This is a genomic window from Pseudomonas sp. 13B_2.1_Bac1 (genome assembly GCF_025466155.1).
Classification (GTDB): domain Bacteria; phylum Pseudomonadota; class Gammaproteobacteria; order Pseudomonadales; family Pseudomonadaceae; genus Aquipseudomonas; species Aquipseudomonas aylmerensis.
This window is the reverse complement of the sequence record NZ_JANLOH010000089.1, coordinates 381,378-403,832: the sequence shown is the minus strand read 5'-3', so window position 1 is coordinate 403,832 and position 22,455 is coordinate 381,378. Positions and strand designations below refer to the sequence as shown.

Here is a 22,455-nt window from a genome sequence, read left to right as displayed (position 1 = left end):
GCCTTGCCAGGCTAGAAGCGGCGCCAAGTTTAAAAAAGGGGGCGTTTTTACCAGATGAGCATCTCGCAACGATTGATCCAGATCAAAAAAACGCATCACCCAGCTGTACCGTTTGCCGACCCGATCTTGTGGCGCTTGCACTTGTCATATTATGGTATACCATCATACACAGATCCACTTACCTCAGACGGAGCAGCCCATGAGTTTCGAAATCCGCAAGATCGTCAGTTACGTAGAAGAAACCTTCATTGAAGGCGGCAAGGCCTCGGACACGCCGGTGACCATGGTCGGTCTGGCCGTCGTGTTGAAAAACCCGTGGCTGGGTCGCGGTTTCGTCGAAGACCTCAAGCCGGAGATCCGCGCCAATTGCTCCGACCTTGGCGCACTGATGGTCGAGCGCCTGGTGGGCATCATCGGCGGCGCCGAGAAGATCGAAGCGTATGGCAAGGCCGCCGTCGTGGGCGCCGATGGCGAGATCGAACACGCGAGCGCAATCATCCATACCCTGCGCTTCGGCAATCACTACCGTGAAGCGGTCAAGGCCAAGAGCTACCTGAGCTTCACCAACAAGCGCGGCGGCCCTGGCACCTCGATCCAGATCCCGATGATGCACAAGGACGACGAAGGCCTGCGCTCGCACTACATCACCCTGGAAATGCAGATCGAAGACGCCCCGCGTGCCGACGAAATCGTCGTGGTGCTGGGCTGCGCCGATGGCGGCCGCCTGCACCCACGGATCGGCAACCGTTATATCGACCTGGAAGAACTGGCCGCCGAAAAGGCCCAGTAATCCCGGCGGCTAACACCCTAATAAAAAGGTATGCAGGAGCGCTCCATGATTCGGCTCACCGCTGAACGCACCCCGGCTGGCACCAGTTATCTGGCGACCGGCCAAGGCCAGCCTGTGGTTTTGATCCACGGCGTGGGCCTGAACAAAGAAATGTGGGGCGGGCAAGTCGTTGGCCTGGCCACGAATTACCGCGTGATCACCTATGACATGCTCGGCCATGGCGCCAGCCCGCGCCCGGCCGCCGGCACGCCGCTGCTGGGTTATGCCGACCAGTTGCTGGAACTGCTCGACCACCTGCAATTGCCTCAGGCCACGGTGATCGGTTTTTCCATGGGCGGCCTGGTCGCCCGGGCGTTTGCCCTGCATTACCCGCAGCGCCTGCAAGGCCTGGTGGTGCTCAACAGTGTGTTCAACCGCAGCCCGGAACAGCGCGCCGGCGTGATCGCACGCACCGCCCAGGCCGCCGAACATGGCCCGGACGCCAATGCCGAGGCCGCGCTGTCGCGCTGGTTCAGCCGCGAATACCAGGCGGCCAACCCGGCGCAGATCGCCGCGCTGCGTGAAACCCTGGCGGGCAACGACCCCCAGGGCTACCTGACCACCTACGAACTGTTCGCGACCCAGGACATGTACCGCGCCGACGACCTCAAGGGGTTGCGCGTGCCGACCCTGGTCGCCACCGGCGAACTCGACCCGGGCTCGACCCCGGAAATGGCCCGGCAACTGGCCGATCGTATTCCCGGCGCCACCGTTGCGGTGCTGGCCGAACAACGGCATATGATGCCGGTAGAATCGCCACGCCTGGTCAACCAGCTGCTGCTGGGCTTCCTCGACACGGTGTACGCCCAAAACAATCCAATCAAGGGGATCGTTGCATGACACTCGCACGCTTCCAGATGTGCATCGGCGGTGAATGGGTCGATGCCCTGTCCGGCAAGACTTTCGACAGCCTCAACCCGGCCCTGGCCGAGCCCTGGGCGCAACTGCCCGACGCCGACGAAGCGGATGTGGAGCGCGCCGTGCAAGCGGCGCAGACTGCCTTCGACAGCCCGGCCTGGCGTGGCCTCACCGCCACCGCGCGCGGCAAGTTGCTGCGTCGCCTGGGCGATTTGATTGCCGAGAACAAAGAGCAACTGGCCCAGCTGGAAAGCCGCGACAACGGCAAGCTGATCCGCGAGACGCGCGGCCAGGTCAGCTACCTGCCGGAGTTCTTCCACTACACCGCCGGCCTCGCCGACAAACTCGAAGGCGGCACCCTGCCCCTCGACAAGCCCGACCTGTTCGCCTACACCGTGCACGAAGCCATGGGCGTGGTCGCAGCAATCATCCCCTGGAACAGCCCGCTGTACCTGACCGCGATCAAGCTCGCACCGGCCCTGGCGGCGGGCAATACCATCGTGATCAAGCCGTCGGAGCACGCCTCGGCGACCATCCTCGAACTCGCGCGCCTGGCCCTCGAAGCCGGGATTCCGCCGGGCGTGGTCAACGTGGTCACCGGCTACGGCCCCAGCACCGGCGCCGCCCTCACCCGCCACCCGCTGGTGCGCAAGATTGCCTTTACCGGCGGCGCGGCCACGGCCCGGCATGTGGTGCGCAGCAGCGCGGAGAATTTCGCCAAGCTGTCTTTGGAATTGGGCGGCAAGTCACCAAATATCATCTTTGCCGACGCCGACCTCGACAGCGCCATCAATGGCGCGATTGCCGGCATCTACGCGGCGTCCGGGCAGAGTTGCGTGTCGGGTTCGCGCCTGCTGGTGCAGGATGAAATCTACGATGAGTTCGTCGAGCGCCTGGTGGCGCGCGCCCAACGCATCCGCATCGGTAACCCGCAGGACGACGCCAGCGAAATGGGCCCCATGGCCACCGCGCAGCAACTGGCCGTGGTCGAAGGCCTGGTGGCCGATGCCATCGCCGAAGGCGCGCGCCTGCGCACCGGTGGCAAGCGCCCGCAGAATCTTGGTGAAGGCTGGTTCTATGAGCCGACGCTGTTCGAATGCGACCGCAACTCGATGAAGATCATGCAGGAAGAAGTCTTCGGCCCGGTGGCCTCGGTCATCCGTTTCAAGGACGAAGCCGAGGCATTGGCGATCGCCAACGACTCGCAGTTCGGCCTCGCCGCCGGCATCTGGACCCGCGACCTCGGCCGCGCCCATCGCCTGGCGCGGGATGTGCGCTCGGGGATCATCTGGGTCAACACCTACCGCGCGGTCTCGGCCATGGCGCCCATCGGCGGTTTCAAGAACAGCGGCTACGGACGCGAAAGCGGCATCGATTCGGTGCTGGCCTACACCGAGCTGAAAACGGTGTGGATCAACCTCTCCCAGGCGCCGATGCCTGATCCTTTTGTGATGCGTTAAGAGACCCCGACCATGATCGAACCCGGCATTTACAAAGACGTCATGAGCTCCTTCCCATCCGGCGTCACGGTGGTCACCACCCTCGACCCGGACGGCGGCATCGTCGGCATCACCGCCAGCGCGTTCAGCGCGCTGTCGATCGACCCGGCCCTGGTGCTGTTCTGCCCCAACTATGCGTCGGACACCTACCCGATCCTGCGCGACAGCAAGCGTTTCGCGATTCATCTGCTGTCCGCCGACCAGACCGCCGAGGCCTATGCCTTCGCCGGCAAAGGCAAGGAGAAGGCCAAGGGCATCGAGTGGCATCTCAGCGAGCTGGGCAACCCGCTGCTGGCCAAGGCCACGGCGATCATCGAATGCGAGTTGTGGCGCGAATACGACGGCGGCGACCACGCAATCATTGTCGGCGCGGTGAAGAACCTGATCCTGCCCGCGCAGCCGGTCACGCCGATGATCTATCACAAAGGCAAGCTGGGCCCGCTGCCCACCCTGGCCTGAGGAGCTGATTGATGAGCACTGAAAAATACCAGCAGGGCCTGAAGATCCGCACCCAGGTGCTGGGCGAGGCCTACGTGCAGCGTTCGATCGACAACGCCGATGATTTCACCCGGCCGCTGCAGGAGATGGTCACCGAGTACTGCTGGGGCCACGTGTGGGGCCGTGAGGGTTTGTCGCTTAAAGAACGCAGCATGATAAACTTGGCAATGATTTCGGCCCTCAATCGGCCCCACGAACTCAAGCTGCATGTGCGCGGCGCCTTGCGTAACGGGCTGAGTCGTGAACAAATACGCGAAATTCTGCTTCAGGTCGGCATTTATTGCGGGGTTCCCGCCGCCGTGGACAGTTTCCGACTGGCCCGGGAAGCGTTCGCCGACGCCGATGCCGAGGCCTCCAGTTAACCGCTACATTCAGAGCAGACCCCATGAAACGCCTGCCACTCGACGACAGCTTCAAGGTCAATCACAACCCGGTCACCCTGCGCGAAATCGTGTTGGAGAAACTGCGCAGCGCCATCATGAACTTCCAGCTGTTGCCGGGTGACCGCCTGGTGGAGCGCGACCTGTGCGACCGCCTCGGCGTCAGCCGCACCTCGGTGCGCGAAGCCTTGCGTCACCTGGAGTCCGAAGGCCTGGTGGAATTCGCCGATGCCAAGGGCCCGCAGGTCGCAATCATCACCCTGGCGGATGCCGTCGATATCTATGAACTGCGCTGCGTGCTCGAAGGCTTGATCGTGCAGCTGTTCACCCTGCGCGCCAAGGCCAAGGACATCAAGGCCCTGGAAAAAGCCCTCGAGGAAAACCGCAAGGCCCTCAAGGACGGCGAGCTGCAACAGGTGATCGATTCGGTGCAGGGCTTCTACGACGTGTTGCTCGAAGGCTCTGGCAACCACGTGGCCGCCACGCAGTTGCGCCAGTTGCAGGCGCGCATCAGCTACCTGCGCGCGACCTCGGTGTCCCAGGAAAACCGTCGCGGCACCAGCAACCAGGAAATGGAACGCATGGTCCAGGCGATCAAGAGCGGCGACCCGCTCGCTGCCCACCAGGCCTGCGTCGACCACGTACGCGCCGCGGCTGCGGTGGCCCTGGATTACCTCAAGCGCAAACAGGAAGAGACCGGCAAAGTCCCGGAGATCACCCTGCCCATCGCCCTCAAAGAACCCCGCATAGGTCACTGAGCGTGTTCAGCCCAAGCTTTTGCCCGAAATGTGGCGGCAGTGACCTCGGTCACCAGCGGCCACCGGGCGATACGCATGAGCGCCTGATGTGCCGTGGCTGCGGCTATATCCACTACATCAATCCCAAGATCATCGCCGGCTGCATCATCGAGCAGGACGGCAAATACCTGCTGTGCCAACGCGCAATCCCGCCGCGCCCCGGCACCTGGACGCTGCCCGCCGGTTTCATGGAAGGTGGCGAGACCACCGAACAGGCCGCGCTGCGTGAAGTCTGGGAAGAAAGCGGCGTACGTGCGGAGATCCTCTCGCCCTACTCGATCTTCAGCGTGCCGAAGATCAGCGAGGTGTACATCATCTTCCGCGCCATCGCGCTGGAGATCACCGGCCAGTTCGGGCCGGAGACCCTCGACTACAAGTTCTTCGCGCCCGAGGACATCCCCTGGGACAGCATCTACTACCCGGCCATCCGGCAGATCCTCGAGCGTTACATCGAAGAACGCCAGGCCGGGGTGTATGGCATCTACATCGGCAATGACGACAGCGGCAAGATCCACTTCATCCGCTGATCTCCAGACCAAACCGAGTCCCAGCTCCCACATTCGGACCCGGTATGGCTGTTAGACCTGGTTCGCCAGGCGGGATGTAGGGCGTCTACCACGGCAACGCCCATTTCATCCGCTGATCTCCAAGCCCAGACACGGTTCAAAAATGTGGGAGCGGGCTTGCTCGCGAACGCAGTGTGTCAGGCACCGAATGCATCAACTGACACTCCGCCTTCGCGAGCAAGCCCGCTCCCACAGTTGAATCGGTTTATGTCCGATAGATCTAGTTCGCCAGGCCGAGGTTTAGAGCCTCTACCACGGCAGGGTCTATTTCATCCGCTGACCTCCAGACCGAACCGAGTCCCAGTGTGGGAGCTGGCTTGCCTGCGATGGCATCCACCGGGGTCACCGGATGTACCAAGGCACCTGTATCGCAGGCAAGCCAGCTCTCACATTCGGACCCGGTTTGGCTGATACAGCTAGGGCGCCAGGCCTTCCACAATAATAATCTGTGCGACCCCAGCCCCCTCCCGGTGCCCCTTCGCCTCCTGGTACTCCACAGACTCATAACACGCCACCGCCTGCTCATAACTCTCAAACTCGATCACCACGTTACGCTGGCGCGCCGGCCCGCCTTCAAGCGCGGTGCTGCGCCCGCCCCTGGCCAGGAACCGCCCGCCAAACTTCGCAAACGCCGCCGGCGCGCGTTGGGTGTATTGCGTGTACTGCTCTGCATCGGACACATCCACATGGGCAATCCAGTAGGCCTTCATCGCGACATCCTCTTGTTTGATTTTTGTGGTATACCATAATACATACAACCAACAAATCGAGCACTCTACATGGCCTTCAACAGCATCGCAGACATCATCGAAGACTACCGCCAGGGCAAAATGGTGCTGCTGGTGGACGACGAAGACCGGGAAAACGAAGGCGACCTGTTGCTGCCTGCGGCCTGCTGCACCGCCGAGACTATCAGTTTCATGGCCCGCGAAGCCCGTGGCCTGATCTGCCTGACGCTGACCGACGAACACTGCCAGCGCCTCGGCCTGGAACAGATGGTGCCGAGCAACGGCAGCGTGTTCAGCACCGCGTTTACCGTGTCCATCGAAGCCGCCACCGGTGTGACCACCGGGATCTCCGCCGCCGACCGCGCGCGCACGGTGGCGGCAGCCGTGGAAAGCAACGCCGGGCCCGCCGATATCGTGCAACCGGGGCACATCTTCCCATTGCGCGCCAAGGACGGCGGTGTGCTGACCCGCGCCGGCCACACCGAGGCCGGTTGCGACCTGGCGCGCCTGGCCGGGCACACCCCGGCCTCGGTGATCGTCGAAGTGATGAACGACGACGGCAGCATGGCCCGCCGCCCGGACCTGGAGATTTTCGCGCGCAAGCACGGGATCAAGATCGGCACCATCGCCGACCTGATCCACTACCGCCTGAGCACCGAACGCACGGTGGTGCGCATTGGCGAACGCGACCTGCCCACGGTGCACGGCACGTTCCGCCTGATCACCTTTGAAGACCGCATCGACGGCGGCGTGCACATGGCCATGGTGATGGGCCAGCTGCGCCGCGATGAACCCGCGCTGGTGCGCGTGCATGTGATCGACCCGCTGCGCGACCTGGTCGGCGCCGAGTACAGCGGTCCGTCCAACTGGACGCTGTGGGCCGCCCTGCAACGCGTCGCGGCAGAAGGCAGTGGCGTAGTGGTGGTGCTGGCCAACCATGAGTCGTCCCAGGCGCTGCTGGAGCGCGTGCCGCAATTGACCCAGACGCCGCGCCAGTTCAGCCGCTCGCAGTCGCGGATTTATTCGGAAGTCGGCACCGGGGCGCAGATATTGCAGGACCTGGGCGTCGGCAAGCTGCGTCACCTCGGACCGCCCCTCAAATACGCCGGGCTGACCGGCTACGACCTGGAGGTGGTCGAGAGCATTCCCTTCACCGAATGATGGATAACCGGTAAGGCAAAATGCTTGCACAAAGTTTGGAATACCATAATATGATATTCCATAGACCGAACGCTTTCGCCAAGTGCGCCCGCCAGGGATAGCACCAATAACAGCCCTTGGCACGGTCGCCTTTTGGGGCCTCGAATAGGGGCCTCGATAAACCTACTGCTCCCGATAGGCGGGCATTACCAAGCCCGCTCAATAACAAAACAAATGAGGGCGTGAAAATGGTGTTGAACAAACGTGCAACCGCAGTGCTGTTCGCGGGCTTGCTGGCCACGGCCACTCACGCGGCCTTGGCGGCCGAAAGCGTCAATTTCGTGAGCTGGGGCGGAAGTACCCAGGATGCGCAGAAGCAGGCATGGGCCGATCCTTTCAGCAAGGCCAGCGGCATCACCGTGGTCCAGGACGGCCCTACCGACTACGGCAAACTCAAGGCCATGGTCGAAAGCGGCAACGTGCAGTGGGACGTGGTGGACGTCGAGGCCGACTTCGCCTTGCGCGCCGCCGCCGAAGGGTTGCTCGAACCCCTCGACTTCTCGGTCATCCAGCGCGACAAGATTGACCCGCGCTTTGTCTCCGACCATGGCGTCGGCTCGTTCTTCTTCTCCTTTGTGCTCGGCTACAACGAAGGCAAGCTCGGCGCTGGCAAGCCGCAGGACTGGACCGCGCTGTTCGACACCAAGACCTACCCCGGCAAACGCGCCCTCTACAAATGGCCAAGCCCCGGCGTGCTCGAACTGGCGCTGCTGGCCGACGGCGTACCCGCCGACAAGCTCTACCCGCTGGACCTGGACCGCGCCTTCAAGAAACTCGACACCATCAAGAAAGACATCGTCTGGTGGGGCGGCGGCGCGCAGTCGCAACAGCTGCTGGCCTCCGGCGAAGTCAGCATGGGCCAGTTCTGGAACGGGCGCATTCACGCACTGCAGGAAGACGGCGCGCCCGTGGGCGTAAGCTGGAAGCAGAACCTGGTGATGGCCGACATCCTCGTCGTGCCTAAAGGCACGAAAAACAAAGCCGCTGCGATGAAGTTCCTGGCCAGTGCCAGCAGCGCCAAGGGCCAGGCGGATTTTTCCAACCTGACCGCCTATGCTCCGGTGAACATCGACAGCGTGCAGCGCCTGGATTCAGTCCTCGCGCCCAACCTGCCGACGGCGTACGCCAAGGACCAGATCACCCTCGATTTCGCCTACTGGGCCAAGAACGGCCCGGCCATTGCGACACGGTGGAATGAATGGCTAGTCAAATGAAAATGACGGCAACCACGCCGACCGGGAGCGCCCTCGGCGCTGCCGGCCCGGTGTCCGGCAAGGCTTCGGCGCCGTCCCTGGCGCAGCGCTGGCGGGGGGCGAGCAATCTGCTCCCGGCCCTGCTGTTCCTCGGCCTGTTCTTTCTCGCACCGTTGATCGGCCTGCTGCTGCGCGGCGTGCTGGAGCCGGTGCCGGGCCTGGGCAACTATGAACAGCTGTTCGCCAACTCGGCGTATGCGCGGGTGCTGCTCAATACCTTCTCGGTGGCCGGCCTGGTGACGCTGTTCAGCCTGCTGCTGGGCTTCCCGCTGGCCTGGGTGATCACCCTGGTGCCCCGTGGCTGGGGGCGGTGGATCCTGAATATCGTGCTGCTGTCGATGTGGACCAGCCTCCTCGCCCGCACCTATTCCTGGCTGGTCCTGCTGCAGGCTTCGGGAGTGATCAACAAGGCGCTGATGGCCATGGGCATCAGCGATGCGCCGCTGGAGATGGTGCACAACCTCACCGGCGTGGTGATCGGCATGAGCTACATCATGATTCCGTTCATCGTGCTGCCGTTGCAGGCGACCATGCAGGCCATCGACCCGATGATCCTGCAGGCCGGCTCGATCTGCGGTGCCAGCCCGTGGACCAACTTCTTCCGGGTGTTCCTGCCGCTGTGCCGGCCGGGGTTGTTCTCCGGTGGCCTGATGGTGTTCGTGATGTCCCTCGGTTACTACGTCACCCCGGCGCTGCTCGGCGGTGCGCAGAACATGATGCTGCCCGAATTCATCATCCAGCAGGTGCAATCGTTCCTTAATTGGGGCCTGGCCAGTGCCGGCGCAGCGTTGCTGATCTTCATCACGCTGGTGCTGTTCTACTTCTACCTGAAGCTTCAGCCGGAATCCCCGGTTGGCGCCAGCAATGCGAGGTAAGCCGTCATGCTGCTGACTCCCAATGCCATGAGCCGCAGGATGCGCCTGGGCCTCTACACCACCACCGGCGTGATCGGCGTGTTTTTGCTGCTGCCGATTGTATTCATCGTGCTGCTGTCGTTCGGTTCGTCCCAATGGCTGGTATTCCCGCCGCCGGGCTGGACGCTGAAATGGTACGCGCAGTTCTTCTCCAACGCCGACTGGATGAACGCGGCGATGGCCAGCCTCAAGGTGGCGGTGCTGACCACGGTGTTTGCCGTGGCGCTGGGCTTGCCCACCGCATTCGCGTTGGTGCGCGGGCGCTTTCCTGGCCGTGAGTTGCTCTACGGCCTGTTCACCCTGCCGATGATCGTGCCGCTGGTGATCATTGCCGTGGCGGTGTACGCGCTGTTTCTCAAGCTCGGCTACACCGGCACGATGTTCGCCTTTGTGGTCAGCCATGTGATTGTCGCGCTGCCGTTTACCATCATCTCGATCATCAACTCGCTGAAACTGTTCGACCAGTCGATCGAAGACGCAGCGGTGATCTGCGGTGCCTCGCGCCTGCAGGCGGTGTTCAAGGTGACCTTCCCGGCGATCCGCCCGGGCATGGTGGCCGGCGCGCTGTTCGCGTTTCTCGTCTCGTGGGATGAAGTGGTGCTCAGCGTGATGATGGCCAGCCCGACCCTGCAAACCCTTCCCGTGAAAATGTGGACCACCCTGCGCCAGGACCTGACGCCTGTGATCGCCGTCGCCTCGACGTTGCTGATCGGCTTGTCGGTGCTGGTCATGGTGATTGCCGCCGTCGCTCGTCGACGCACTGAAACCCGCGCTTGAGCGCCGAGGATTAAGACATGAGTGCAGTGATCAAAGACCCCGCCCAGAACCCTGGCCAACCCCTGGTCAGCCTGCGCAACCTGAACAAGTACTACGGCGAATTCGCCGCCGTGGACAACATCTCGCTGGACATCCAGGACGGCGAATTCCTCACTTTCCTCGGCTCCAGCGGCTCGGGCAAAAGTACCACCCTGTCGATGCTCGCCGGCTTCGAAACGCCGAGCAGCGGCGAGATCCTGGTCAGCGGCCAGTCGCTGGTCAACGTGCCGCCGCACAAGCGCGATATCGGCATGGTGTTCCAGCGCTACTCGCTGTTCCCGCATTTGTCGGTGCGCGACAACATCGCCTTCCCCCTGGCGATCCGCAAACTGGCCAGCGCCGAACGCGAGAAACGCGTCGACGCCATGCTCAAGCTGGTGCAACTCGAACAGTTCGCGCATCGCCGCCCTTCGCAACTGTCCGGCGGCCAGCAGCAACGCGTCGCCATCGCCCGCGCGCTGGTGTACGAGCCACGCATCCTGCTGATGGACGAACCCCTCGGCGCCCTCGACAAGAAACTGCGTGAAGACCTGCAGGATGAGCTGCGCCAGTTGCACCGGCGCCTGGGCATCACCATCGTCTACGTGACCCACGACCAGGAAGAAGCCATGCGCCTGTCACAGCGCATCGCGATTTTCAGCCACGGCAAGATCGTCGGCCTCGGCAGCGGCTTTGACCTCTACCAGAACCCGCCGAACGCGTTTGTCGCCTCGTTCCTCGGCAACTCCAACTTCCTCAAGCTCAAGGCCCAGGGCAATGCGGCGGCGATGTTCGAAGGCCAATCGCTGTCGATCCGCCTGACCAGCGGCCTGCACACCGAGCAGGAGGTGCTGTTGATGGTGCGCCCGGAAAAAGCCCTCGCCCTCAGTGTCGAGCAAGCCGCCGAGCAGCCTCTGGCAGCGGGTTGGAATGAAGTCTCGGCAATGGTCGGCGAAGTGTTGTTCCTCGGCGAAAGCCAGACCTGCACGGTAAAAACCCTCGGCGGTACTTCGATGACGGTCAAGGCGTTGTCCGCCGCGGGCATGCCGCTGAAAGCCGGCGACCCGGTGCGCGTGCGCTGGGCCACGGCGGATGCGTGCGTATACACCGAGTGGGCTGAGAGTGACTTGAACAAGGCGGCCGGCTCATTGAGTCACTAGGGACACGCCGAAAAAATGTGGGAGCGGGCTTGCTCGCGAATGGGATGGAACAGTCAACATCTGCAGCGACTGATCCGGCGCATTCGCGAGCAAGCCCGCTCCCACATTTTGAATGGCGTCCGCACTCAACGCTTGCGCTCGAAAATCGCCCCCTCGATCCCCAGTACCTCACGGGTATCGGCATAAATCCCCACGCCCTTTTCCCACACGTGCTTGATCGACTGATCGGCGCAGCGAATCTGGTAACTGAGCTCGAATGGTTCATGCCGCGACAACGCGTATTGCACCTCGCGCCACACGTAGTCGGCATCCTGCGCGAGGATCAGGCTGTTGTAGGTGAACTCATGGTTGTCCACCAGACGCTCGGCGGGATAGCCGGTGAGTTGCAGGCAACCGGCACTCACGAATTCCATGGTCCAGTCGCGGTTGTTGCGGCCGCGATAGATCAGCCCCGGCATGCTGTCGAGCAGGCTCACGCTGCTGCGCTGACTCGCCTGCAGGGCGATTTCGCGGCGCTTGTGCGCGGTGATATCGCCGGCCACCAGGTAGAAGCCTTGCGGGCCGCGCTTGAGGCTGATCTCGAACCAGCGCAGTTCGCCACTGGGGTGCACAAAGCGCAGGCGCTGGTTGAAGCAGGTGTCGGGGCGCCGGCGCAGTTCGTTCAAGGCCTGGCGCCATAGCGGGCGGTCTTCCTGGTGCACGTAGTCGATCAGGTTGCGCTCCGCGCCCGGCGCGCCCATCAGCTCGGCCCAGGCCAGGTTGAAGTGGGCGATGTGGCCGTTGTCGCGCAGGTGCAGCAAGGCCGCGGGAAAACAGTCCATCAGGTCCATCGGCGGGAGCGCAAAGGCGTCGGGGCTGTCCCTCATCTAATGGCGCTCCTCGTGCTTGAGCAAACTGCCGCTGTGCACCCAGGCCGCCAGCTCCAGCCGCGAATGCAGGCCGAGCTTCTGCAACAGGCTGCGCACATAGATCTTGACCGTGCCGTCGCTGATTCCCAGCTCGCGGCCGATTTGCTTGTTGCTCATGCCGGCGGCAATCAGCGCCAGGGTCTGGCCTTCGCGCTCGGTGAGGTGGTCGTTGCCCGGGGCCTCGCTGTGCGGCGCCGGCTCGGCCTGGTCGGCAAGCAAGGCGATCAGGGTCGAGTCGAGCACAATCGCGCCCTTGTGGCAGTTGCGCATATACGCCAGCAACGCGTCGGGCTCGGTTTCCTTGAGCACATACCCGCTGGCGCCGAGGCGCAAGGCGCTCAACAGTTCGGCGCGGTCCATCGAGGCGGTCAGCACCACCACCTGGCAATCCAGGCGCAACTGGCGCAGCTCATCAAGCACCTGCAGGCCACTGAGGCCAGGCATGTGCAGATCGAGCAAGACCTGTTGCGGGGTCAGGCTCACAGCGAGGTTGATGCCTTCTCGGCCGCTGGCCGCCTGCCCCACCACCTCGAAGTCGCCACTGGCGTCGAACAACTGCGCCAGGCCCTTGCGAAACAATGGGTGATCATCGATCAGTAGTAAGGTCGTGCAGTCCATCGAGACTCCCCTGTGGCTGGTCGTGGTGGCGGCGCAGGCCAAGATGCACGCGCACGCCGTGCGGGCGGATCGCTTCAATGCTCAGGCGCGCGCCGATGCTGGCGGCGCGCTCGCGGATAATCGCCAGGCCGAAATGGTTGTGCTCGGCGCACGCCTGGCTCAGGCCGATGCCATCGTCTTCCACCGACACCGAGGCTTCGCCGTCCTGGGTCTGGCGCAGCTCGATGCGCACGTGGCGCGCGTGGGAATGGCGCACCGCGTTGGCCAACGCCTCGCGGATGATCTGCAAGATCTGCAATTCGGTTTCCGCGCCGAGGGCATCGTCGGCCAGGCGATTGTCCAGTTCGAAGACGATGATGCAGCGCCGTGAAAACTCCGCCACCGAGTCGGCCAGCGCCTGGCGCAGCGAGCGCCCGTCCATGGTCAGGCGCGCGCTGGTGATCAGTTCGCGCACCTGGCGTTGCAGTTGGCTGAGGCCGGCGCACAGGTCCTGCAGCGCCGGCTCGCCAAATTGCGCTTGCAGCCCATGGGCCTGGAACGACAGGTAGCCGAGTTGCTGCGCCACCGAATCATGCAGCTCACGGGCCAGTGCGCCGTGGCGCGAGGTCGCCTGTTTGCGCTGTTGCTCGCGTTGCTGGCTGCGCAGGCGCACGGTCACGCCGACTGCCTGCGCCGCCTCTTCAAGCAATTGGCGCCAACTGGCCCCGGCGCGCCTCGGAGTGTCGAGCAGCAACGTGCCCTTCTGGCCCTCGGGCAAGCCACACACCAGGCGGTGCACGCCATGTTGCCGACACGGCCCGCAGGCCTGGGCCGCTTCCGTCACGCAGGCGTTGCGCCAGGGGCAGGTAGCTACGTCCTGGCAGCCGTCGATCAAGCCGCGTCGCGTCGGGCTCAATTCTTCGCCCCCCAGTATCAGGTTGAGCTTCGCCGGGGGCAGCAGTGCGTCGAAACGGTCCAGCAAACCCGACAAGGCACCGTCAGCGTGCAGGGGCAAGCCGGCCAGCAGCCTGCGCACGCTGCGCGCCTGTTCGGGGCGCACAGGCCCCAACCAGAGCGGCCATGCCTTCGGTCGTATTTGCACGCGTCGATCACTCCCCATCCGGTTGCCCTGCGTGAGGCAAAGCCCAGCAACTTCCATGCCCCCAACGGCGGTGCCGCAAGGCTTATCTCCAAAGGCATAGCCCTTTTTCCAGATTGAGAAGATTTTCCCCTTAGGAAAGTATCTCTCCCAACAGGAAACAAAACACACCTTGGAGGAGCCCGCATGACGCACACCCTCAGCCGCCCCATCGTGGTGATGCAATCGGCAACCGCCTGCCCGCCGGTCATCGCAGAACTGGACCAGCCGCTGCTGCTCAACGGCGACCAGCCGGATTTCGCCCGGCGCCTGCAACAGACACTCGCCAGCGCGACGGTGGGTTGCCGCCTCTACCTGCTGGGCGATGAAGCGTTTGCCTGGCGTATTCACGCCGAGGCACGCGCCGCCGGGCTGGAAGACGACGAGATCAGCATGACCTGCACGACGCCCGGCCTGCGCCAGGTGTATTGCGCGCATTGCGGCCTGACCCAGGCGGCTGGGCCGCAAGCTGTATTGAACTGCATCGGCTGCCACGTCGAGCTGGAGGTGCGCACGCATTTTTCCCGGCGCCTGGGCGCGTACCTTGGCGTGTGTATCAATCCCGACCAGCCCTATGCGGGGTTCCAGCCATGAGCGCGGCCCTCACGGTTCAGGTCAGCGCGGCCAGGATGCTCACGCCGGTAGTGCGCGAGCTGACCCTCAGCGCCTGCGACGGCGCCCTGCCCGGCTTCTCGCCCGGCAGCCACGTGCAGGTGCACCTGCCGCTCGCCGAGGGCAAGGTGCGCAACGCCTATTCACTTACCAGCGACCCGGCGCACACCCAGCACTACCGCATCGCCGTACGCCTGCAAGATGCCTCGCGCGGCGGTTCGCGCTACCTGCATCGGCAGGTGCAGGTCGGTGACACCTTGCAGATTTCACCACCGGCCAATCTGTTCGCGCCGCATGGCACTGCGCGCCTGCATATCCTGATTGCCGCCGGTATCGGCATCACGCCGTTCATGGCCTACATCGCCGCGCTGGAACAGCAGCAGGCCGCTTTCGAACTGCATTACCTGTTCCGGCCGGGCCTCAGCGACGCGTATCTGGATGAACTGCAACAGCGCCTCGGTCCGCGCCTGCATGCCTATGCCAGCCGCCCCGACCTGGGCCGGATCCTTGCCGACCGGCCGCTGGGCAGCCATGTCTACACCTGTGGCCCGCAGGCGCTGCTCGATGCGGTTGAGCACCACGCCACGCGCCTCGGATGGCCGCCCAGGCGCGTTCACTCGGAAGCCTTCAAAGGTACACAACCGGGCCAACCGTTCGACCTGCACCTGCTGCGCAGCGGCCAACGCCTGCGTGTCGAGGCCGAGCAAAGCCTGCTCGAAGCCCTGGAACACGCTGGCCTGCAGGTGCCCAACCTGTGCCGTGGCGGGGTCTGCGGCCAGTGCATCACGCGCCACCAAGGCGGCGCCATCGAACACCGCGACAGCTTCCTCAGCCCGGCCGAGCAGGCCGAATTTCTGATGCCGTGCGTCTCGCGCGGCAACGGCCCCTGCGTTTCGCTGGACCTATAGGAGTGAGTGCCATGCCCCTGCAATCGAGCCCTGTGCTGAGCTATCGCGATGACTTCAGCTTTCGCAACAGCCCGGCGGCGATCCGGCGTTTTCCCTTTCCGTTTGTCGAGGACAGCTACCTGTACTCGGTGAACATCGAACCGGCGACTTCACGTGACCCAGGCTCCATCTACGAGCACGCCTTCGACATCGACGAACACTACCGCTCGGAAATGGCCGAACGCGCGCTGGTACTGGACAAGGACCCGCGCCGCTACCTGGTGATGCCGCACATGCAAGTGGCCGCCTGGGATGCCCTGCAAATGATCATGCAACACCTGGCTGCCGACTACCCGCAGTCGTTCAACCTGACGCAAAACGGCGAGCACTGGCAGTGGCGCAATCACCTGCTGGACATCGACCAGCACTTTATCTTCGGCGACGCCACCAGCCTGCCCTGCGCACCGCTGGAGTACATCGGCCGCCAGGTGCAGGGCGACTTCGCCTTGCTCGACCAGCGTGACGGCGACCTGTACATGGACGCCGGCCTGATCACCAGCCCGGCCGACTGGTCGCTGGCCTTCGACGCCGGCATGAGTTTCAAGCAATGGCATGCGCCGGTGCCGATGGCCCACCAGATGGGCGTGTTCGAACGCGCGTTGAAATACCTGCTCAACCTGCAGGTCGGCCAGCCGGTGCGGCGCTTGAACTGGACCCTGACGATCAACCCGCGCCTGGATTCCTCCCCGGAGACATTCCACGAATGGGGCGCCGATCGTGGGCGGATCACCGCGCAAAACGTCGGGCAGCAGGTGCACCTGCGGGTCGAGCTGCAAGTCATGGCGCGCCTGCCTCGCAGCCACGCGGTGATGTTCAGCATTCGCACCTACCTGATCAGCCTCGACGAATTGGTCACGCAACCGGGCTGGGGCTGCCGCCTGCACCGCGTGCTGCGCGACCTGCCCGACCCCATCGCCGACTACAAGGGCATGACCCGCTACCGAAGCACGCTGGTCGAGTGGCTGAGCCAGTTCGACCCACACGCCTGACCCTCATTTTCCCGACAAGGACCTTCACATGACCCACTCCTGGCGCATTTCTGCATTGGCCGAGCGGCACCGCGCCCTCGGCTCTCGACTCGAAGACTGGAACGGCATGGGCACCGCCTGGACCTACAGCACCGAGCTGGCCGACCACCACCAGGCGATCCGCACCCGTGCCGGCCTGATGGACGTGTCGGGCCTGAAAAAAGTCCACTACGTGGGGCCGCACGCCGAGAGCCTGTTGCAGTGGGCGACCACCCGTGACATTGCCAAGCTCTACCCCGGCAAATCGGTGTATGCCTCGATGCTCGACGAGGACGGTAAATTCGTCGATGACTGCATCGTCTACCGCACCGGTCCCAACGCGTTCATGGTCGTGCACGGCGCCGGCACCGGGCATGAAATGCTTGTGCGTTCAGCCCAGGGCCGGCAGGTCGCGGTGCTGTTCGATGACGACCTGCACGACCTGTCGCTGCAAGGCCCGCTGGCGGTGGATTTCCTCGCCGAGCACGTGCCGGGGATCCGCCAACTGGCGTACTTCCACCACCTGCAGACACGCCTGTTCGACCGCCCGGTGATGATCTCCCGCACCGGCTACACCGGCGAGCGCGGCTACGAGATTTTCTGCAAGGCCGCCGACGCCTCGTTCCTGTGGGACAGCATCCTCGAACAGGGCGCGAGCCTGGGAATTATCCCGTGCGCCTTCACCGCGCTGGACTGGCTGCGGGTGGAAAGCTCGCTGATGTTTTTCCCCTACGACAACTCGCAGATGTACCCCTTCGCCGACCAGAAGGCCGGCGACACCCTGTGGGAAATGGGCCTGGACTTCACGGTTTCGCCCGGCAAGCACACGTTCCGTGGCGCCGAGGAACACCTGCGCCTGCGCGGCCAGGAGCGCTTCAAGATCACGGGAGTGCTGCTCGAAGGCGTGCGCGCAGCCGAAGCCGGCGACACCGTGTGGCAGGGCAACCAGCAGGTCGGCGTGATCACCTGCGGCATGTATTCGCGCCTGAGCAAACGCTCGATGGCCATCGCGCGCATGAGCGTCGCGTGCTCCCTCCCCGGCATTGCCTTGCAGGTACGCGGCAGCCTGGAGGCCAGCGCCACCACCCACGCCCTGCCCTTCGACGACCCGGAAAAAACCAAGCGCACGGCCAAGGGCTGAACCTTCCTTCACTGTATTCAGGAGCTTTCGATGGACGCCTCCCGCGAACATTACATCCTCAAGATCACCTGCCCGGCGGCGTCCGGGATTGTCGCCGCGATCAGCGCCTGCCTGTCTCGCCAGCAGTGCTACATCAGCGAACTGGCCCAGTTTGACGACGAGTTCACCGGGCAGTTTTTCATGCGTGCGGTGTTCCGTTTCAACACCGGGGTCGACGGTGACATCGGCGCCTTGCGCGAAGGCCTCGGCGACCTCGCCGGCGGCTTCGACATGCAGTGGCAATTGTTCAGCTCGCAACGGCCCACCCGCGTGCTGCTGATGGTCAGCAAGTTCGACCATTGCCTCACCGACCTGCTGTACCGCCACCGCAAGGGCGAGATGGACATGCACATCACCGCCGTAGTCTCCAACCACCTCGACCTGCGCGCGATGGCCGAGCGCGAGGGCATCCGCTTCATCTACCTGCCCATCACCAAGGACACCAAGGCCAGCCAGGAGGCCGAGTTGATGCGCATCGTCGACGACACCCAGACCGACCTGGTGGTGCTCGCGCGCTACATGCAGATCCTCTCCGACGGCCTGTGCCAGCAGTTGTCTGGCCGCGCGATCAACATTCATCACTCGTTCCTGCCCGGTTTCAAGGGCGCCAAGCCGTATCACCAGGCCTATGACCGCGGGGTGAAGCTGATCGGCGCCACCGCCCACTACGTCACCAGCGACCTGGATGAGGGCCCGATCATCGAGCAGGAAATCCAGCGCGTCGACCACACCCACCTGCCCGACTCGCTGGTCGCCATCGGCCGCGACACCGAGACCGTGGCCCTTTCCAAAGCCCTGAAATACCACCTGGAACACCGGGTGTTCATCAACCAGGACAAGACAGTGATCTTTCGCTGAACCCCTCAGGAGGCACGCTCATGACTCTACGTGTTGCAATCATCGGCGCCGGCCCGTGTGGCCTGGCGCAACTTCGCGCCTTCCAGTCGGCCCGCGACAAAGGGGCAGACATCCCCGAACTGGTGTGCTTCGAAAAACAGCAGGACTGGGGCGGTATGTGGAACTACACCTGGCGCACCGGCCTGGATGAAAACGGCGAGCCGGTGCACGGGAGCATGTACCGCTACCTGTGGTCCAACGGCCCCAAGGAATGCCTGGAGTTTGCCGACTACACCTTCGAGGAGCATTTCGGCCGGCCGATCGGTTCCTACCCACCGCGCGAAGTGCTGTGGGACTACATCAAGGGCCGCGTGGAAAAGGCCGGCGTGCGCGACTACATCCGCTTCAACAACGTGGTGCGCCAGGTCACCTTCGACGAACAGACCCAGCGCTTCACCTTGCAGGCCCACGACTACACCAGCGACACGTTGACCAGCGAAGCATTCGACTACGTGATCAACGCCTGCGGCCACTTCTCCACGCCCAAGGTGCCGTACTTCGACGGCTTCGAGCAGTTCGCCGGGCGCATCCTGCATGCGCATGATTTTCGCGAGGCGCTGGAGTTCAAGGATAAGGACCTGCTGATTGTCGGCAGCAGTTATTCGGCCGAGGACATCGGCTCGCAATGCTACAAATACGGCGCGCGCAGCATCACCAGTTGCTACCGCACCGCGCCCATGGGCTACGCCTGGCCGGACAACTGGGAAGAAAAACCGCTGCTCAAGCGCCTGGAAAACAACCGTGCGTATTTCGTCGACGGCAGCAGCAAGCACATCGACGCCGTCATCCTGTGCACCGGCTACAAGCATCACTTCCCGTTCCTGCCCGATGAGCTGAGCCTGAAAACCGACAACCGCCTGTGGCCGATGAACCTCTACAAAGGCGTGTTCTGGGAAGCCAATCCGCGGCTGATCTACCTCGGCATGCAGGACCAGTGGTACTCCTTCAACATGTTCGATGCCCAGGCCTGGTACGCGCGCGATGTGATCCTGGGGCGCATTCCGCTGCCCAGCCACGCCGAGATGCTCGCCGACAGCCGGCAATGGCAGGCGCGCGAACAGGTGCTGGAAACCAACCAGCAGATGTTCGAGTACCAGGGCGCCTACATCCAGCACCTGGTGGACGCCACCGACTACCCGAATTTCGACATCGCCGCCGTCAACGAAACCTTTCTGCACTGGAAGCACGACAAGGCGGAAAACATCATGGGCTATCGCGACAAGTCCTATCGCTCATTGATGACCGGCACCCAGTCACCGCCGCACCACACCCCCTGGCTGCAGGCATTGGACGACTCGATGGCGGCGTACCTCGGCGAGCCCGCGACCGCCATCAAGTCGGTCGGTTGAAGGTGCAGCCGATGATGAATGCACCGCGTATTTCGCGCCCGCGAGAACCCGGCTTGTTTGCCCGCGCGCCGAACCTGGAACGCTACCGCGTGGCCGCCGGCGGTGTGACGCTGGTCGACTTGCAGCCCGGCGACGGCCTGCAAGTCATCGACGTCGAAGGCCGCCAGGCCTGCACACTGCTGGCCCTCGACGCCGGCGGCCGCAGCGCCCTGGCCAGTTGGGGATTGCACGCGTCTATCGCCTGCAGCGTGCCCGCGCGTATCGGCCAGGTGCTCGATCGGCGCGGCATAGAGGCGCAGCAGTTGCCGCGCGCCGCGTCGTTGTGGGACGACGACAGCCCGCCCGGCCACAGTCGCCATTTTGTCGCGCAGGACGCGCTGCTGGTGATCGTCGCCGCCCCTGCCGGCCCGACCGCTGTCGACCGGCAATACCGGCCCAGTGAGCTGCGCCTGCTGGTCACCCGCGCCAACCCGTCGCCGCTCTGGGTGCCTGCCCTGCCTGAGCCGTTGGGCGAGGTGCTGGACGAGTTCACCCTGCGCGCCGGCACGGCCCATGCCTACACCGTCGCCAAGGGGCAGTACGTCCAGGTGCTGGACGTCGCGGGACGCCAGTGTTCGGACTTCGTCGCGCTCGACCGCCGCGCCCTGGATCGCGGTATCGAACTGGACCTCGACCAGACCGTGACCCGCACGCTGAACGGCAGCGCCTACCCGGCACCGGGGTTGTTCTCGAAGTTTTTCGACCGCCAGATGCAGCCGATGCTCGAGGTGGTGCGCGACACCGTCGGGCGCCACGACTCGTTCGCCCTGGCCTGCGCGGCGCGTTATTACGAGAGCCACGGGTATTTCGGGCACGACAACTGCAGCGACAACCTCAGTCAGGTCCTCGCCCCCCATGGCGTGCAAGCGCGCAAGGGTTGGCCGGCGATCAATTTCTTCTTCAACACCGGTATTGATGCGCACCAGCAGATGACCCTGGATGAGCCCTGGTCGCGCCCCGGCGACTACGTGCTGCTGAAGGCCATGACCGACCTGGTGTGTGGCAGCACCTCGTGCCCGGATGACATTGACCCGGCCAATGGCTGGAACCCGACCGATATCCATGTCCGCATCTACCGCGAGAAGGAGCGTTTTTCCATCGCCATGAGCACTCGAACCACGGCGGATGCCGACCCGATTCTCACCCGTGAGTCTGCGTTCCACTCACGCACCAGCGCCCTCACCGGCAGCTTCACCGACTACCGCAACTGGTGGCTGCCGCTGCGCTACGACGGCTATGGCGCCACCGAGGAATACCTGGGGTGTCGCGAGCGCGTGGCGGTGATGGACCTGACCGCCCTGCGCAAATTCGAGATCATCGGCCCCGACGCCGAAGCCTTGCTGCAGTACTGCCTGACCCGCGACGTGCGGCGCCTGGCGGTGGGCCAGGTGGTGTACTCGGCGATGTGCCACGCGCACGGCGGCATGCTCGACGACGGCACCCTGCTGCGCCTGGGCCCGGACAATTTCCGCTGGATCTGCGGCGAAGACTACGCCGGCCCCTGGCTGCGCGAGCAGGCACAGAAACTCGGCATGAAAGTCTGGGTCAAGTCCGCCAGCGAGCAGATCCACAACCTCGCCGTGCAAGGCCCGCTCAGCCGCGAGCTGCTCAAGCAGATGGTCTGGACCCCGCCCACCCAGCCCAGTCTGGAAACCCTCGGCTGGTTCCGCTTTCTGGTCGGTCGGCTGGACGGCTTCGATGGCTGCCCGTTGATGATTTCCCGCACCGGCTACACCGGTGAGCTGGGCTATGAAGTGTGGTGCCAACCCGAAGACGCCGAGCGGGTCTGGGACCGCATCTGGCACCTCGGGCAACCCCTGGGCCTGGTGCCGCTGGGCCTGGAAGCCCTGGACCTGCTGCGCATCGAAGCCGGTCTGATTTTCGCCGGCTACGAGTTCAGCGACCAGACCGATCCGTTCGAGGCTGGCATCGGTTTCAGCGTGCCATTGAAGAGCAAGACCGATGATTTTATCGGCCGTGAAGCCCTGTTACGGCGCAGTGCCCATCCCACCCACAAGCTGGTCGGCCTGCACCTGAGCGGCAACGAGGCGGCCCACCATGGCGACCCGGTGTACCACGGCCGGGCCCAGGTCGGCGTGATAACCAGTGCCTGCCGCTCACCGTTGCTGGCCAGCAATATCGCGCTGTGCCGGGTGGATGTGAGCTGCGCCGAGCCCGGCACGGCACTTGAGATTGGCAAAGTCGATGGCCTGCAGAAGCGCATCAGCGCCACGGTCAGCGCAGCGATTTTCTACGACCCGGACAAAAGCCGGGTGCGTAGCTGATCGTTCCGATACGCGTGTG

23 protein-coding genes are annotated in these 22,455 nt (G+C 64.0%); 19 read left to right on the top strand and 4 right to left on the bottom strand.

The annotated features are described in order from the left end of the window. Positions 1-199 precede the first annotated feature (199 nt). From NTD80_RS22150 to NTD80_RS22120, 7 genes are read left to right on the top strand one after another with little or no spacing between them, the layout of a single operon-like run. Entirely contained in the window at positions 200-790 is a 591-nt protein-coding gene (locus tag NTD80_RS22150; RefSeq protein WP_065905755.1) for an amino acid synthesis family protein, read from the top strand. A 45-nt stretch (positions 791-835) separates the two neighbouring features. Next, complete coding sequence (locus NTD80_RS22145; protein WP_065905753.1) at positions 836-1,669, top strand: alpha/beta fold hydrolase; 834 nt, start codon at positions 836-838, stop codon at positions 1,667-1,669. After that, positions 1,666-3,147, top strand: coding sequence for an aldehyde dehydrogenase (locus NTD80_RS22140; RefSeq protein WP_106804429.1), 1,482 nt, complete (start codon positions 1,666-1,668; stop codon positions 3,145-3,147). The genes NTD80_RS22145 and NTD80_RS22140 overlap by 4 nt, the downstream gene beginning before the upstream one ends. Positions 3,148-3,159: 12 nt before the next feature. Continuing rightward, positions 3,160-3,645 carry a flavin reductase family protein gene (locus NTD80_RS22135; RefSeq protein ID WP_065905749.1) on the top strand — a complete coding sequence of 162 codons (486 nt, stop codon included), beginning with the start codon at positions 3,160-3,162 and terminating at the stop codon, positions 3,643-3,645. Between the two features lie 11 nt (positions 3,646-3,656). Next, complete coding sequence (locus tag NTD80_RS22130) at positions 3,657-4,046, top strand: carboxymuconolactone decarboxylase family protein (protein WP_065905747.1); 390 nt, start codon at positions 3,657-3,659, stop codon at positions 4,044-4,046. Between the two features lie 23 nt (positions 4,047-4,069). Beyond that, positions 4,070-4,822 carry a GntR family transcriptional regulator gene (locus NTD80_RS22125; protein ID WP_065905745.1) on the top strand — a complete coding sequence of 251 codons (753 nt, stop codon included), beginning with the start codon at positions 4,070-4,072 and terminating at the stop codon, positions 4,820-4,822. Positions 4,823-4,824: 2 nt separating this feature from the next. Beyond that, entirely contained in the window at positions 4,825-5,388 is a 564-nt protein-coding gene (locus tag NTD80_RS22120; RefSeq protein WP_065905743.1) for an NUDIX hydrolase, read from the top strand. A 455-nt stretch (positions 5,389-5,843) separates the two neighbouring features. Here the strand turns inward: NTD80_RS22120 and NTD80_RS22115 are convergent, their stop codons facing one another. Beyond that, a complete protein-coding gene (locus NTD80_RS22115) occupies positions 5,844-6,137 on the bottom strand; it encodes a DUF1330 domain-containing protein (protein ID WP_262135017.1) in 294 nt (97 codons plus the stop codon). Positions 6,138-6,206: 69 nt separating this feature from the next. Between NTD80_RS22115 and ribBA the strand changes: the two genes are divergently transcribed. The 5 genes from ribBA to NTD80_RS22090 all read left to right on the top strand — a co-directional run bounded on the left by ribBA (position 6,207) and on the right by NTD80_RS22090 (position 11,477). Continuing rightward, complete coding sequence (gene ribBA / locus NTD80_RS22110; RefSeq protein WP_262135016.1) at positions 6,207-7,316, top strand: bifunctional 3,4-dihydroxy-2-butanone-4-phosphate synthase/GTP cyclohydrolase II; 1,110 nt, start codon at positions 6,207-6,209, stop codon at positions 7,314-7,316. Positions 7,317-7,543: 227 nt separating this feature from the next. Further along, positions 7,544-8,569, top strand: a complete 1,026-nt coding sequence (locus NTD80_RS22105) for an ABC transporter substrate-binding protein (protein ID WP_065905739.1) — start codon at positions 7,544-7,546, stop codon at positions 8,567-8,569. Beyond that, positions 8,566-9,483 carry an ABC transporter permease gene (locus NTD80_RS22100; protein WP_262135015.1) on the top strand — a complete coding sequence of 306 codons (918 nt, stop codon included), beginning with the start codon at positions 8,566-8,568 and terminating at the stop codon, positions 9,481-9,483. Before NTD80_RS22105 ends, NTD80_RS22100 begins: the two co-directional genes overlap by 4 nt. Before the next feature lie 6 nt (positions 9,484-9,489). Then, positions 9,490-10,299, top strand: coding sequence for an ABC transporter permease (locus tag NTD80_RS22095; RefSeq protein WP_065905737.1), 810 nt, complete (start codon positions 9,490-9,492; stop codon positions 10,297-10,299). Between the two features lie 17 nt (positions 10,300-10,316). After that, entirely contained in the window at positions 10,317-11,477 is a 1,161-nt protein-coding gene (locus NTD80_RS22090) for an ABC transporter ATP-binding protein (protein ID WP_201143996.1), read from the top strand. A gap of 125 nt (positions 11,478-11,602) precedes the next feature. Here NTD80_RS22090 and NTD80_RS22085 read toward each other — a convergent pair whose 3' ends face one another. Genes NTD80_RS22085 through NTD80_RS22075 form a run of 3 tightly spaced genes read right to left on the bottom strand, consistent with a single transcriptional unit; the run spans position 11,603 to position 14,084 of the window. Beyond that, on the bottom strand, positions 11,603-12,343 hold the full coding sequence (locus NTD80_RS22085) for a PAS domain-containing protein (protein ID WP_262135014.1): 741 nt from the start codon (positions 12,341-12,343) through the stop codon (positions 11,603-11,605). Continuing rightward, positions 12,344-13,003 (bottom strand): response regulator, encoded by a 660-nt coding sequence (locus NTD80_RS22080; protein WP_065905732.1) that lies wholly within the window; start codon positions 13,001-13,003, stop codon positions 12,344-12,346. Beyond that, complete coding sequence (locus NTD80_RS22075; protein WP_262135013.1) at positions 12,972-14,084, bottom strand: ATP-binding protein; 1,113 nt, start codon at positions 14,082-14,084, stop codon at positions 12,972-12,974. The genes NTD80_RS22080 and NTD80_RS22075 overlap by 32 nt, the downstream gene beginning before the upstream one ends. Positions 14,085-14,267: 183 nt before the next feature. On the opposite strand from NTD80_RS22075, the gene NTD80_RS22070 reads away from it, so the two are divergent. Genes NTD80_RS22070 through NTD80_RS22040 form a run of 7 tightly spaced genes read left to right on the top strand, consistent with a single transcriptional unit; the run spans position 14,268 to position 22,436 of the window. Further along, positions 14,268-14,714, top strand: a complete 447-nt coding sequence (locus NTD80_RS22070; RefSeq protein ID WP_262135012.1) for a dimethylamine monooxygenase subunit DmmA family protein — start codon at positions 14,268-14,270, stop codon at positions 14,712-14,714. Continuing rightward, positions 14,711-15,640, top strand: a complete 930-nt coding sequence (locus NTD80_RS22065; protein ID WP_262135011.1) for a PDR/VanB family oxidoreductase — start codon at positions 14,711-14,713, stop codon at positions 15,638-15,640. The genes NTD80_RS22070 and NTD80_RS22065 overlap by 4 nt, the downstream gene beginning before the upstream one ends. An 11-nt stretch (positions 15,641-15,651) precedes the next feature. Continuing rightward, on the top strand, positions 15,652-16,668 hold the full coding sequence (locus NTD80_RS22060; protein WP_262135010.1) for a heme-dependent oxidative N-demethylase family protein: 1,017 nt from the start codon (positions 15,652-15,654) through the stop codon (positions 16,666-16,668). Positions 16,669-16,696: 28 nt separating this feature from the next. Further along, a complete protein-coding gene (locus NTD80_RS22055; RefSeq protein WP_262135009.1) occupies positions 16,697-17,827 on the top strand; it encodes an aminomethyltransferase family protein in 1,131 nt (376 codons plus the stop codon). A 30-nt stretch (positions 17,828-17,857) separates the two neighbouring features. Beyond that, a complete protein-coding gene (gene purU, locus NTD80_RS22050; protein WP_065905722.1) occupies positions 17,858-18,724 on the top strand; it encodes a formyltetrahydrofolate deformylase in 867 nt (288 codons plus the stop codon). 20 nt (positions 18,725-18,744) lie between these two features. Continuing rightward, a complete protein-coding gene (locus tag NTD80_RS22045; RefSeq protein ID WP_065905720.1) occupies positions 18,745-20,112 on the top strand; it encodes an NAD(P)-binding domain-containing protein in 1,368 nt (455 codons plus the stop codon). A gap of 14 nt (positions 20,113-20,126) precedes the next feature. Continuing rightward, the gene (locus NTD80_RS22040; RefSeq protein WP_262135072.1) at positions 20,127-22,436 is read left to right on the top strand and encodes a DUF1989 domain-containing protein; all 2,310 of its coding nucleotides are present in this window, start codon (positions 20,127-20,129) and stop codon (positions 22,434-22,436) included. Positions 22,437-22,455 lie beyond the last annotated feature (19 nt).

Coding starts and splice junctions, on each gene's coding strand:
- NTD80_RS22090 (WP_201143996.1), top strand. CDS start 10,317: ATGAGTGCAGTGATCAAAGACCCCGCCCAGAACCCTGGCCAACCCCTG.
- NTD80_RS22085 (WP_262135014.1), bottom strand. CDS start 12,343: ATGAGGGACAGCCCCGACGCCTTTGCGCTCCCGCCGATGGACCTGATG.
- NTD80_RS22080 (WP_065905732.1), bottom strand. CDS start 13,003: ATGGACTGCACGACCTTACTACTGATCGATGATCACCCATTGTTTCGC.
- NTD80_RS22060 (WP_262135010.1), top strand. CDS start 15,652: ATGCCCCTGCAATCGAGCCCTGTGCTGAGCTATCGCGATGACTTCAGC.
- NTD80_RS22125 (WP_065905745.1), top strand. CDS start 4,070: ATGAAACGCCTGCCACTCGACGACAGCTTCAAGGTCAATCACAACCCG.
- NTD80_RS22100 (WP_262135015.1), top strand. CDS start 8,566: ATGAAAATGACGGCAACCACGCCGACCGGGAGCGCCCTCGGCGCTGCC.
- NTD80_RS22135 (WP_065905749.1), top strand. CDS start 3,160: ATGATCGAACCCGGCATTTACAAAGACGTCATGAGCTCCTTCCCATCC.
- NTD80_RS22040 (WP_262135072.1), top strand. CDS start 20,127: ATGAATGCACCGCGTATTTCGCGCCCGCGAGAACCCGGCTTGTTTGCC.
- purU (WP_065905722.1), top strand. CDS start 17,858: ATGGACGCCTCCCGCGAACATTACATCCTCAAGATCACCTGCCCGGCG.
- NTD80_RS22115 (WP_262135017.1), bottom strand. CDS start 6,137: ATGAAGGCCTACTGGATTGCCCATGTGGATGTGTCCGATGCAGAGCAG.
- ribBA (WP_262135016.1), top strand. CDS start 6,207: ATGGCCTTCAACAGCATCGCAGACATCATCGAAGACTACCGCCAGGGC.
- NTD80_RS22045 (WP_065905720.1), top strand. CDS start 18,745: ATGACTCTACGTGTTGCAATCATCGGCGCCGGCCCGTGTGGCCTGGCG.
- NTD80_RS22065 (WP_262135011.1), top strand. CDS start 14,711: ATGAGCGCGGCCCTCACGGTTCAGGTCAGCGCGGCCAGGATGCTCACG.
- NTD80_RS22095 (WP_065905737.1), top strand. CDS start 9,490: ATGCTGCTGACTCCCAATGCCATGAGCCGCAGGATGCGCCTGGGCCTC.
- NTD80_RS22140 (WP_106804429.1), top strand. CDS start 1,666: ATGACACTCGCACGCTTCCAGATGTGCATCGGCGGTGAATGGGTCGAT.
- NTD80_RS22145 (WP_065905753.1), top strand. CDS start 836: ATGATTCGGCTCACCGCTGAACGCACCCCGGCTGGCACCAGTTATCTG.
- NTD80_RS22130 (WP_065905747.1), top strand. CDS start 3,657: ATGAGCACTGAAAAATACCAGCAGGGCCTGAAGATCCGCACCCAGGTG.
- NTD80_RS22105 (WP_065905739.1), top strand. CDS start 7,544: ATGGTGTTGAACAAACGTGCAACCGCAGTGCTGTTCGCGGGCTTGCTG.
- NTD80_RS22055 (WP_262135009.1), top strand. CDS start 16,697: ATGACCCACTCCTGGCGCATTTCTGCATTGGCCGAGCGGCACCGCGCC.
- NTD80_RS22070 (WP_262135012.1), top strand. CDS start 14,268: ATGACGCACACCCTCAGCCGCCCCATCGTGGTGATGCAATCGGCAACC.
- NTD80_RS22150 (WP_065905755.1), top strand. CDS start 200: ATGAGTTTCGAAATCCGCAAGATCGTCAGTTACGTAGAAGAAACCTTC.